Raw genomic sequence first — 11,559 nt, 5'->3', positions numbered from 1 at the left:
TCGCGGGCTGTGCACAATCAAAAGGCGCATGCGAAAGATGTGAACACGGACTTCTGCGGCAATGTTCTTCTTTCCCGCGTTTTGTCTTCAAGGGCGGAACCTCACTATCGAAGGCCTATAGAAGCGCTGGTCGAGCGAGGTGCACCGGCAACTACCGACCTGGGTAGCTGACAGGGTTGCACCGATCATCACCGCTGAACTCCAGAAGCAGGCACTTTCAGCGGAGATCCGTATCGAGAGCGACACTACTCCAGGTTGGTGGTGACGGTCTACCCTCCTACTTCGAGGCCTGTCCAACGGGCTACGAAAGCCAGCATGTCGGTCGCTTCCTCGATCACCTTGGTCGTCGGCTTGCCAGTGCCGTGGCCAACGCGGGCACCGACCCGCAGAAGCCGTCGACGGGGACCAAGATCAGAAGCCTGCAGGGACTCGCTTATCGCAAAAATCCGACAACGGAACGTCGGGTCTCACGGGAGAATGCTTCCGAGCACCATGTCGTGCAGGAGGTGCCGTCGCTTAGAATTGTCGACGATGCCCTCTGGCAACGGGTGAAGACGCGCCAGGAGGACTGGGGAACGAGCTAAGGATAGGGAGTCTACCGCTCGGCCGAAGGGCATCGCTCCGCACACGTGCCAAGTATCGGCGTCATCAGTCTTACATGCGTATCGATACGCTCGAGGACCTTCGCCGGAACGACTTTTCGTTCCGGCAGCGACCACCAAAATCCGTTCACCTGTTCAACTGTATCGACCACCGCTTTGAGCACGGCCGCTTCCGGCAGCCGTGCACGATTGGCTAAGGCTTTCCACCGCTGCACGTTCAGCGCCTTGAAGGACCGCTCGCCGGCCAGCGACAGAGCCATGGCATCCGCGGGGATGTAAGGGATTGTCGCGAGCATATCGTAGACAGGTGCGAGTTGCGGCTTCTCGCCTGCCTCGCGATAGATCAGTGACCAGTTCTTCAAGTGCATGTCGCCATTTCCGGTGATGGCAGCGAGAGCCAACCGGCGGACGAACTCAAGAGCGGCGGTGGACGATATGGCAACGTTCAGGGCTGCGGCGATATCATGATAGGCCCCCCCTTCGTATTTCCGCGAGGGATAAACGCCGAACACCTGCGCGAAATCCTCAATATGGATGCGCTCGCCGTTTGCGCCGCGATCGAAGCGTCTGACGAGCAGGACCTTTCCATCAGCCAGCGTCTCAAATTCCTTTGGTATACCCTCGAACTCTGACTGCTCGACAAGTTCCCGTTCCGGCACCTCCATCCCGATCGCTTCTGCTAATGCGAGATTGGCATATTCGTTTTCCGACACTCCGGGAAACGAGGTCGATGGAAACTTGGCGATGTAGGATCCTTGGTCGTCGCCGAGCGGCAGTGTCAGTCCACCGCCCTTACCCGTATTCTTGATGACCGAAAGCTTCATCTGGACGCCGGCAAGCGAGAACCGGGCCTTCGGCTTGGGAGCAGGCAGGTTGTCGAAACGCCCAACCGTTCTGTCACTCGGCACGACGCGGACTGCGCCAGGCAGATCCGAACCGAGAGCGACAAGCAGGTCGAAATCGTTTCCCGCGCGAACACTCCCCGCGTGGTGTATTTCCATCGCCTCGCGCAGCTTGTCTTCGGGAAGCAGATTGGCAAAGAACGCCGGTAACGCTCTTGCGACGGGTTTCGGATCCTTACGCAAGCCGCCAGTAGCTGCGCGAAAAGACAGACTGAGCACTGGCAAGCCGCCGGTTGCGCGATAACTGCCCTCGAAGCTGAAAGCGTTAAAATCGCCGGGCGTCCGAACGATTGTGCCGACCTTCACATCGTTCAACAGCACCTCAAGCGAAGATATAGATCTCGGATCGGCACCAACCTCAGACATTCTCACCCTCATCTGGGTTAGCAATGAATGCCGGGAGATCATCCAGATCGTCGTGCGGTCGCAGCAGGGCATCAACAGCCGGAACCATCGCTTGCGGGATGAGCATCAATTCAAGCCCGAGCGCGCGGGAGATGTTGATGAGGGTCGTCGTGCGCGCAGCACTGCTTCCGGTTTCTATCTCACGATAGCGGGGACGCGATATGCCTGCCATCTCGGCAACCTGTTCCTGTGTCAGTTGCCGGGCTTTACGGGCGCCTTTCAGCAATTGCCCGATTCCCAGCAAGGCATCTGATTTAGACCGTGTCATATCCCTACCCGACTATTTTGCTCGATATACGACGAAATACCTTAAACTCATTACACAAGTCAATAATAAGATACCTTTTAGGATCATATCTTAACATAAGATCTTTTTAGATATCTTTTGATAATGTTGCTCGATCTAAGATACTCGCATATGCGGACTGCTTCATGCTGACGGCGCCCGTCAGCGTCTTATAGCGGCAGCTTAATCTGACGTAGGACTGTTTTTCGGAGATATCCGCTAACACTGCAGAAGGTGTTTTCTGATAACCGTCTAGATGTGCCTGGAATAAGGCACGGAATGAATACGTGGCGCAATGCAGACTAAAACAAGATCGGGGGAAGGTGACGTATCAACGCTTTTGAGAACTACCACATATTGCTTGGCGCTCAGCGCTCTCACTGCGCGCATTGGTCAGCGCTTCATAGCCCACCAAAATCAAATCCTGATCGCCAAAATCGAGCTCCTTGAGTAGGTCGTCGTCAGCACACGCCCGACCGTAGCAGGCGCTCAGGAATTCGACGCCGCTTTTGTGCGGGGCGTTTCGACTTGAGCGATTTCTGCAAGCCTCACCGCAGGAATTAGGCCGAACGGAGCATCTTCCAGCACATGATGCGTTTCCACATCAATTGATGGGTAGTCAATAATTGCAGACGGTCCCAACATTCGTTTGAGCGGAATCCACACGATCTTGAAGCTCCATGGTTCAGTCCCAACCTCCGACCCCGGCAACATTCCCATCCGCCACTCGCTGTCTGCTTCGGCTCCCCACTGGCACCGACGGTTCTCCTCATAACCACTACAAGATTGTGGAGTAGCAATGGCCTGCCGATCGCGGTTAAGGTGACGGTTCAGAAGAATCGATGGTGAAGGCGATGAAATCGGATATCGGACATCTTCCGCAGGCAAAGCAGGTCGAACTGGAAAAGATCGTCCGCATCATCCATGAAGAGTTTGCTGGCGTCGTCGAGCGTTCGCAGTCGGATGCGAAAAAAGACGGGCGGATCTACAAGATCATTCTGTTTGGTTCCTATGCCCGCGGTACCTTTGTCGACGAACCGCATACCTCGAAAGGCTATCGTTCGGATTTCGATATTCTCGTCATCGTCAGCAACAAGGAACTGGCCGACCCGAAATACTGGGACAAGGCCACCGACCGGGTGATGTGGGACAAGGAAATCGAGACACCCGTCGGCCTGATCTTGCATGGTGCCCGCGAGATCAGCAATTTCCTGCATGACGGGCAGTATTTCTTTGTCGATCTCGCCCGTGAGGGCATTGTCCTCTACGAGTTCGATGACCGACCATTGGCCGAACCAAAGCCGCTTAGCCCTGCCGACGCGCTCAGGGTGGCAGAGGAGCATTTTGGTATCCAGCTTAACAGTGCTAAGTTTTTCCTTGAACTCGCGCTATATTCGATCGCTCACAGTCAATACAACCACGCGGCTTTCAATCTCCACCAAGCGGTGGAGACAGCATATTCCTGCTATCTTCTGACGCTGACCAATTACAGCCCACCCTCACATAACCTGAAATTCCTGCGCGGACTCTCCGAGGATCGTGACCGGCGGCTGGTCGACATCTGGCCGCGTGACCAGCAGCGCTTTACCGCATGGTACAACATTCTCAACGAGGCCTACGTCAAGGCGCGCTATTCGAAACAGTTCGAGATCAGCGAAGAGGCGCTTCGTGGCTTCAGGAACGAACGGCTGAACTTCATACCCTGATTGAAACACTCTGTAGGGAGCATATCGAGAAGCTGCGGCAGGAACCGAAGTCCTGACGGCGCGGATACAGTCAGTGCGCAACGGTTCACTTTATGACATCACAGGGGTGATCATCGGCCTGTAGCTCTTGAAGGGAGCCGAACTGACGGCCCAGTGGTAACGCTGTTGAGCGTGGGGTGGTAGGCATCAGCGGGATGATCATCGATTGGCCAGCCTGAAACAAGGCAACACGGGGGATTTAGAAAATAATCAGTTGAACCTTGACGAACCAAAGTGGTTCAATGATATTCAAGGTGAACAGGAGAGGACCTTTTCATGACCGCATTCACGATCCGCGTCCCGGACGAGGTGGCCGACCGTCTGAACCAGATTGCTCAAAAGCTCGACCGTTCGCGCTCTTACATGGCAGCTCAGGCCATTGAAGATTTTGTGTCGCGCGAAGAATGGCAGCTCGCGGAAATTGAAGCCGGAATTGTCGAGGCTGACCGCGGCGAATTCGCCAGTGACGACGACGTGGCGCGGGTCGTCGGCAAATACGTCAAGGCGACTTCTCAGTCATGAAGCAGAGGCGCATCCGCTGGACCGTGCGGGCGTTGCGGCGACTTGACGAAATCGGCGCGTACATAGAACAAGACGACCCAGATGCCGCTGCACGGGTCGTTGCCCGAATCGTAGCTTCAGTCGATATGCTGGCAGAGATGCCAGCCGCTGGACGCATCGCTCGCATCGCCAGCACGCGCGAAGTGGTATTGTCCGACATTCCTTACATCATCCCTTATCGGGTTCGACAGGACATCGAGATCATTACCGTAATGCATGCCTCTCAGAAATGGCCGAAGAGGCTGTAAAAACAGTGCGCCGCCTAGGCACAACACCGGCAGCGGCGAAGCTGCGATCGCCTTGAGCTGATTCGAACCCCCATTCGTAAAGCGCGACGGACTTCTGGGCTATGGACACCGTGTTCGCTTCGTATCTCGAGGTGAAGCGTTCTAGATGAGTAGTCAACAATTAGGAGATGCGATGGTCTACTGCTCAATCCAAATGCAACTTCGATCTGCGATATCAGGCTATGTGTCCACTATGGAGTGCGCTAACGCCCAAGTCTGACAAAATGTACATAAAAGAAATTTGCTGAGAAAAGCAAAAGGTGGATGCGGGGGTAATCTGACCAAAACCGCCGCTTTGAGCAGTGTTAATCATGTCGGACGAATTTTGTTCCCGGCGACGATGGCTTTGAGTTGCTCAATCGTAAGCGCGCTGACAGTCCGGTGTGCGAAATCATTGACAGAGGTGCGACGGCTCTTACCCGCCCTAAGATGCAGTGGATCGATGTGATGAGCCTCGACGAAACCCCGCCCAATTTCGCCATAAACCTCTCCAAAATCAAAACTGCGAACCTGACATACGCTGCCAAACTGCCTCTTTGCTTTTGCTACAATTCTGGCATCACGTTTTGTCGTTTCTTTTTCTATGAGGAGCCTTTCACCCTCCAAAACATATTCATCAATAATGCTGTCAAAGATGGGCTGTCGCTTAACTGTCTTGTGCTTATTGCTGTCGTTCCCATGAAGATCGCTGTTTTGTGCATGTTGTTCATTATCACGCTTGGTAGAAGCGGATTTGCCAGTGAGCCATAAGATGAAACGGGCCGTGTTCTTCCACGAGCAGGGCGATATCCGCGACCGGTCGTTCGAGAGCCAAGCATTCCGCGCGTCAGGGCTCAATCTCGTCGTCAGTGCAATCGTGCACTGGAATACGGTCTATCTTGATCGCGCGGCCACACAGCTGAAACGAGTGGGACGAGACTTTCCGATACTCTGTTGAAGCACATCTCGCGGCTGAGTTGGGAACATATCAACCTTACAGGCATCTACACCTGGGATGCCGAACATCAGATGCGCAACGGATTTCGACCGCTCCGTCTGGCAGTTGGACTACGGCGGGTAGCATAAGTTTTTAGTCCGTTCGCCCTTAGCGGACGATTTTTCACTGCTCTTGTTTTGACTCCAAGTTCATCACCTTAGCTCGGACGGAATTATTCCTCGCGGAATGCCCTGTTGAATTGATCCGTGAGCGGTTTGGCCAGGAACGATATGGCGGTTCGCTCCTCCGTGGAAACGAAAACCTCAACCGGCATGCCGGGAAGTAGTTTGTTGACGCCGAGTTTGGCGATCTCGGTAGCGGGGACGGCAACGTCGGCGAGATAGAATATCTGGCCCGTCGCAGGATCGGTGCTGGTGGCAGCGGAGATGTAAGCGATATTGCCGTCAAGCTCCGGCGTCGCGCGCTGGTTGAAGGCGGAAAATCGCATCCTAGCTTCCTGACCGATGGAGACCTGGTCGATGTCGGTGGGAGACAGTCTGGCTTCTATCTTCAGTGCAGCGTCAGCAGGCACAAGCGTCACCACTTTCTCCGCAGGCGTAATGACTCCGCCGATGGTGTGTACGAAAAGCTCGTTCACAGTTCCCGATAGTGGTGCCCGGATATCGGTTCGCGCCAGTCGATCCTCGACAGCTATGCGCCGCTCGCGCAATTCGGATAGTTTCGGTTCGACGACACTGAGCTCGCGCTGAGCCTCGGTGCGCGCGGCTTCGTCGATGGCGATAATCTGAACCTGGATCTCGCTCATCCGTGCTCTCGACCGGGCGATATTAGCGTGAATCTCTCCGCTCTCGCCCGTCAGTTTCGCCAGTTCGCGGTCAATAATATATTTGCGCGAGGTATCGATGAGCTTCTTTTCCGCGAGGCCCTTAATCTTGTGATGCTCGGTTCGCACGAGGTCCAGTTCGTCGTCCTTTGCATCATACTGTGCGATGAGGCCTTTCAGCTCTTCTTCGAGCTGAGATATGCCATACTGGAGCTGTTGTTTCTGGTTTTGCCTGTTGCGGCGGTTCCCATCAAAAAGGCGGCGCTCACCGGATGAGATGAGCGCAAACTCGGTGGAGAAATTAGGCTCAAAGGTGATTTCGTCCTGATTTTCCCGCTCGGCGATCAGCCTTGCCTGCCGTCCCGCCAGCTCGACGAGTTGCGTTTTGACGATCGAGAGTTCGGCGCGCGTCTGCGCATCGTCAAGGCGCAGCATGATCTGCCCCTTGGTGACGATGTCACCTTCCTTAACGGCGATCTCGCTGACGATGCCGCCATCGCGATGCTGGATCGACTTCAGGTTGCGATCGACCTTGATGACGCCGGACGCAATGATTGCGCCGCGCAACTGTGTCGTCGCTGCCCATCCGCCGGCTCCTGCAAAGAGCAGGAAGCCAAGCGCAACGCCGGCAAGAACACGCGTTCCGACAGGAAACATATTGTTCGTCTCGGACGATTGCCCAAGCTTAGTGTCCGGTTCTTTTTGAAGCACGCCTTTTCTCCCCCCAGCCATCAAGTATTCTCTACGATCACGAGGAGATGGTGTCCTGTCAGATTGATCGTCATTTCGTAATATTCATCCCTGTCCATATCGACTTCGATGAAGGTAAGGCTCATCTCGTCCGTTCCCTCATGGCGAACGCGGATCGGCAATGGATCAGCATCGGCTTTGTCGCCGTAGACCTCCTCGAAGTGATCCTCCAGTCCGTCCATAACCTCTTCGAAGATCTTGTATTTGGACACGTCGATGCGGTCCCCGACCATGAAATCCAGGATCTGATGGACAACAGCAGCGCTGCTCTCGCCGGCAGGGACGCTGAACTCGAACGTGTCCTCGCCCTCGCCTCCTTCGACGACAGCAGCCACCGGACCGGCACGGATGACGTCGTTACCGGCTCCGCCAAGGACCTTTTCAAAACCATCGATGGCATCATGCCCTACATCGAAGCCCGTGGCCGTGCCCGTGTTCAAGTCGATGAGCACGGCATGGGCGGCCTGCGAATAGTCGATCGTATCGACACCATCACCTCCCTGGAAATCATCATCCGACGCATCGGCCGCCGCGACGATGATGTCATCGCCATCGCCGGCCGAGAGGCATTCGGCGGCGTCTCCGTCGCGCAGGATATCCTCACCGTCGCCGGTCTTGATGATTTCGAAATTGCTGATTGCGTCGGTTCCAATCTCCGGACCAGTTGCATTAGCAGCATTGAGATCCACGACAATGGACATGACAGCGGCGGAATAATCCAGCGTGTCTATGCCGCTTCCACCGTCATAGCTGTCAGCCACGCAATCGAGGTCTCCGGCAACGACGTCATCACCATCACCGGCATTCACAATATCCGTACCGTCACCGCCGCGAAGATAATCATCGCCGGCGTTGCCATGCATTTCCTCGGCCTCTGCACTGCCGGTCACCGAATCGTCGCTCGCACCGGCGCGAACGATTTCGAAATTCAAGATCTTATCGGTGCCGATCTCGATGCCGGAGGCGCTGGCAGCAGCCAGATTGATTTCTACCGCCTCGGCAAGCCCTGAATAGTCGAGGGTATCTGTCCCCGTTCCACCGTCATAGGCGTCGTCGAAGCGGTCGGCATCACCGGCAACCGTGTCGTTGCCATCGTCTCCCTTGACGACGTCCCGTTCGTCGCCGCCGCTCAGAAAGTCGTTACCCATACCGCCATTGAGGTTGTCGGCGCCTGTTTGTCCAAGAAGAATGTCGGCGCCGTCGCCGCCAAAGAGGCTGTCATCACCAGCTTCGCCTTCCAGAACGTCATTGCCGGCGTCGCCGTTCAGGGCGTCATCGCCGTCACCGCCATGGAGGATGTCGCTATCGCCGCCGCCGCTCAGCAGATCGTCGCCAGCTTCACCGAAGAGGCTGTCGCGGCCGTCTTCGCCGTAAAGGCGATCGTTGCCAGTGCCTCCAAAAATGTGGTCGTCGCCCAGGCCGCCGAGAACGATATCATTGCCGCTACCCGCAAAGACCGTGTCGTTGCCGTTGCCGGCGACGATGTTATCATTTCCATCGCCGCCATTGACGGTATCGCTGCCATCTCTCGCGTCGATATTGTCATTGCCGGACAGGCCGTCGATATCATCGCCGCAACTGGTGCCAACCAATAGGTCGTCGCCATTTGTGCCTACAACAGGCGCAGCCTTGACGACAGAGAAACTGGCAGTCTGGCCGACGGAGGCCATGCCATCGGAGATCTGATAATTGATGGTTACGGGGCCAAACCCCTCGGCTTGATATGTCCATCCGCCGGCCGTCTGTACAAGCTTGCCGGAAGAAACAGCAATATTCTTGACCGACATCACGTCGCCATCGGGATCCACCGAGCCGCGCAAGAGATCGGTAAGACCGATCAGGGCGATGGCGCAACCGGAAACGTCGGCGAGTGTGACCGAACTGCCGGCACGCGGTGCACGGTTAGGCGCCTTTTCCGGGACCGGCGCTGATGGAGGCTTGAAGTCACCTGGGTCAGGAGCCGAAGTTCGACTCGGGCCTGTCCAGGCATTGTCATCTGACATGTGGAAGCGGGCGGGCGATATTGGCTTTGAAACCGTCCAAGCATTATCGTTTGAGGCGTGGAAGGACACCGAAACTCCACCCGATGTTTTCAGGAATGCCAGACTGGGCAGGTTGAGCCTGTTGAATTCGATCGGCGGAGAATCCTCCAGAGGATGACTTATTGCGTTCTTGTAGTTGGAGAGGTGAATACCACTCTTCTTTGCGGGTTGCGCCTTCTCTCCCTCTTCGGCCTCTGTTTGCATTACGGTGCCGCTGGTGACGGGATCGATCGACGGCAGCTTTTCTGCAGGATCCGTGGGTGGCTTAGGTTCCGTCTCTTCTAGGGGCAAACCCTCTTGCTGGTGCGAAAGTGCACTCTTCAGATAGACTGCAAATCCCGTCAGAAAGAGTGTCATGAACATCGGCACTTTGGAGAGCTTGTCCTCATTCCTGAAGACATAGCGATCGTGCGGATCATCACTTTCCTTTGCGGTTTTTGTTCCCTTTACCTCGATCATTCCGACATCCTCGCTATGATACGCGAGCCGACCTGTGTTGCGGCCGCAGGTTTGCTGCTAGTGTCCGCTACCGATGGTCTGAGGATGTCGTCCTTGGGTCCGAACGCCACCATCTTTCCATTCTGGATAACGGCAACCATGTCAACGGCCGCAAGCGCACTCGGCCGGTGAGCGATGACGATCGCGATGCCGCCGCGGGCGCGAACCGCTTTGATCGTCTGGGTGAGCGCCATTTCGCCCTCGCCATCTAGGTTCGAATTGGGCTCATCCATGACGACGATGAAGGGATTGCGATAGAGCGCTCTCGCAAGACCGATGCGCTGCCGTTGTCCGGCCGAAAGCGAAATGCCTTGAGGCCCGAGCGCCGTACGGTAACCATCGGGCATACGTACGACCAGTTCATGAATGCCCGTCGTCTGGGCGGCTTCGACGATCGCGCGGGGATCGACCTGAGGCTCGAGGCGCGAGATGTTTTCTTCGATCGTCGCATCCAGGAGCGCCACATCCTGTGGCAGATATCCGACATGCTGCCCGAGATCCGCATCACACCATTGCGTAAGTTCGGCATCATCAAGCCTGACACTGCCGCGCAGGGTCGGCCAGACGCCGGTCAAGGCGCGTGCGAGCGTCGTCTTGCCGCCGCCGCTTGGGCCGATGATACCGAGCGCCTGTCCTGCGGCGATCTCGAAACTGACTTCGCTCAAAAGAACCCGTCCGGATCCGGGAGCAGCAACAGTTATCTTTTCAACCTTCAGCGAGTAAGCGGGTGCCGGCAATGTCATTGGCGGAGCGGTGCCGGACAATGCAATCACAGTCTCCTTCAGTCTGTTGAAGGCCGTGCGCGCTGCGACGAAGCCCTTCCAGTTTCCAATGGCGAGATCGACAGGCGCAAGGGCACGTGCCGAGGCAACCGATGCTGCAATGATTGCGCCTGCCGAAAGCTCTCCCTGGATCGTCAACCAAGCGCCAAGGCCGAGCACGGCCGATTGCAGGATCATGCGAAGCACACGGGATATCGCTCCGAACGTACCGCTGATGTCGTTCGTACGTGTCTGCAGCTCAAGATGGTCTTGATTGGCGCGATTGAAACGATCGACCGCGCGCCCTGCAAAACCCATTGCCTTCAGGATGTCGGCGTTGCGAGCATTGGAATCGGCAATCGCGTTGCGTTCTATCCCCGACTTGTGGGTGGCACTCGCGAGGCGGCGGGTCATGAGCTCTGTGACGATCGTCAGTATCGACAGGATGAAAGCTCCGGCGAAGGTGAGAGCGCCCAGATAGGGGTGCAGAATATAGACAAAGACCAGGTAGAGAGGCACCCAGGGCAGGTCGAACAGGGCGACCGGCCCCTGGCTCCCGAGAAAGGATCGCACCGTATCGACATCGCGTCCGCGCTCGAGAGCCTCGGCTGTCGAAAATCCGAAGCGAGGCATGTCGATTGCGACCTGATGCGCCATGGGCGCGATCCGGCTGTCGAGCCTCGCCCCCATGCGCACCAGAATTTGCGATCGGATGATGTCAAAAAATCCCTGGAAGAGGTAGAGGCCGATCGCCAGTGCCGATAAGCCAAGCAGGGTCGGAACGCTGCCGCTGGTCAGCGCGCGATCATAGATCTGCAGCATGTAGAAGGAACCGGTCAGCGCGAGAACGTTGATCACACCCGACGTGATGAAGAGGAATACGAAAATTCCTCTCAGTCCGTGGGTGAGTTTCTCGATCTGTCTGCGCTTCGTGCCGGTCAACGGAGTTTTAGGACGCAT

Annotated in this window: 8 protein-coding genes and 3 pseudogenes; 5 read left to right on the top strand and 6 right to left on the bottom strand. The window is 56.3% G+C overall.

Annotated features, from left to right (window positions below):
• Nucleotides 1-53 precede the first annotated feature (53 nt).
• Nucleotides 54-247: pseudogene (locus tag HGO37_RS26650) on the top strand (hypothetical protein); the annotation flags it as partial.
• A 348-nt stretch (nt 248-595) separates the two neighbouring features.
• Here HGO37_RS26650 and HGO37_RS24465 read toward each other — a convergent pair.
• Both HGO37_RS24465 and HGO37_RS24460 read right to left on the bottom strand, forming a co-directional pair.
• Nucleotides 596-1,870, bottom strand: a complete 1,275-nt coding sequence (locus tag HGO37_RS24465) for a type II toxin-antitoxin system HipA family toxin (RefSeq protein ID WP_250985645.1) — start codon at nt 1,868-1,870, stop codon at nt 596-598.
• Entirely contained in the window at nt 1,863-2,177 is a 315-nt protein-coding gene (locus tag HGO37_RS24460) for a helix-turn-helix domain-containing protein (protein WP_250985644.1), read from the bottom strand. Before HGO37_RS24460 ends, HGO37_RS24465 begins: the two co-directional genes overlap by 8 nt.
• 872 nt (nt 2,178-3,049) lie before the next feature.
• On the opposite strand from HGO37_RS24460, the pseudogene HGO37_RS24455 reads away from it, so the two are divergent.
• The 3 genes and pseudogenes from HGO37_RS24455 (at nt 3,050) to HGO37_RS24445 (ending at nt 4,749) form a co-directional block, all read left to right on the top strand.
• A pseudogene (locus HGO37_RS24455) lies at nt 3,050-3,957 on the top strand (nucleotidyltransferase and HEPN domain-containing protein).
• A 259-nt stretch (nt 3,958-4,216) separates the two neighbouring features.
• Nucleotides 4,217-4,462 carry a CopG family ribbon-helix-helix protein gene (locus HGO37_RS24450; RefSeq protein ID WP_250985643.1) on the top strand — a complete coding sequence of 82 codons (246 nt, stop codon included), beginning with the start codon at nt 4,217-4,219 and terminating at the stop codon, nt 4,460-4,462.
• Nucleotides 4,459-4,749, top strand: coding sequence for a type II toxin-antitoxin system RelE/ParE family toxin (locus tag HGO37_RS24445; protein ID WP_250985642.1), 291 nt, complete (start codon nt 4,459-4,461; stop codon nt 4,747-4,749). The genes HGO37_RS24450 and HGO37_RS24445 overlap by 4 nt, the downstream gene beginning before the upstream one ends.
• Before the next feature lie 348 nt (nt 4,750-5,097).
• Here the strand turns inward: HGO37_RS24445 and HGO37_RS24440 are convergent, their stop codons facing one another.
• On the bottom strand, nt 5,098-5,625 hold the full coding sequence (locus tag HGO37_RS24440) for an HNH endonuclease (RefSeq protein ID WP_250985740.1): 528 nt from the start codon (nt 5,623-5,625) through the stop codon (nt 5,098-5,100).
• Between HGO37_RS24440 and HGO37_RS24435 the strand changes: the two are divergent.
• Nucleotides 5,531-5,853, top strand: a pseudogene (locus HGO37_RS24435) (Tn3 family transposase); the annotation flags it as partial. The gene HGO37_RS24440 and the pseudogene HGO37_RS24435 overlap by 95 nt on opposite strands.
• Before the next feature lie 83 nt (nt 5,854-5,936).
• On the opposite strand, the gene HGO37_RS24430 reads toward HGO37_RS24435, so the two are convergent.
• Genes HGO37_RS24430 through HGO37_RS24420 form a run of 3 tightly spaced genes read right to left on the bottom strand, consistent with a single transcriptional unit; the run spans nt 5,937 to nt 11,559 of the window.
• Nucleotides 5,937-7,259, bottom strand: a complete 1,323-nt coding sequence (locus tag HGO37_RS24430; protein WP_250985641.1) for an HlyD family type I secretion periplasmic adaptor subunit — start codon at nt 7,257-7,259, stop codon at nt 5,937-5,939.
• Between the two features lie 20 nt (nt 7,260-7,279).
• Complete coding sequence (locus HGO37_RS24425) at nt 7,280-9,799, bottom strand: cadherin-like domain-containing protein (RefSeq protein ID WP_250985640.1); 2,520 nt, start codon at nt 9,797-9,799, stop codon at nt 7,280-7,282.
• A complete protein-coding gene (locus HGO37_RS24420) occupies nt 9,796-11,559 on the bottom strand; it encodes a type I secretion system permease/ATPase (protein WP_250985639.1) in 1,764 nt (587 codons plus the stop codon). The genes HGO37_RS24425 and HGO37_RS24420 overlap by 4 nt, the downstream gene beginning before the upstream one ends.

Source organism: Rhizobium sp. CG4 (assembly GCF_023701965.1).
In the GTDB taxonomy this organism is placed as follows: domain Bacteria; phylum Pseudomonadota; class Alphaproteobacteria; order Rhizobiales; family Rhizobiaceae; genus Agrobacterium.
The sequence above is the reverse complement of the archived record's forward strand: the minus strand, read 5'-3'. Positions and strand labels throughout refer to the sequence as shown.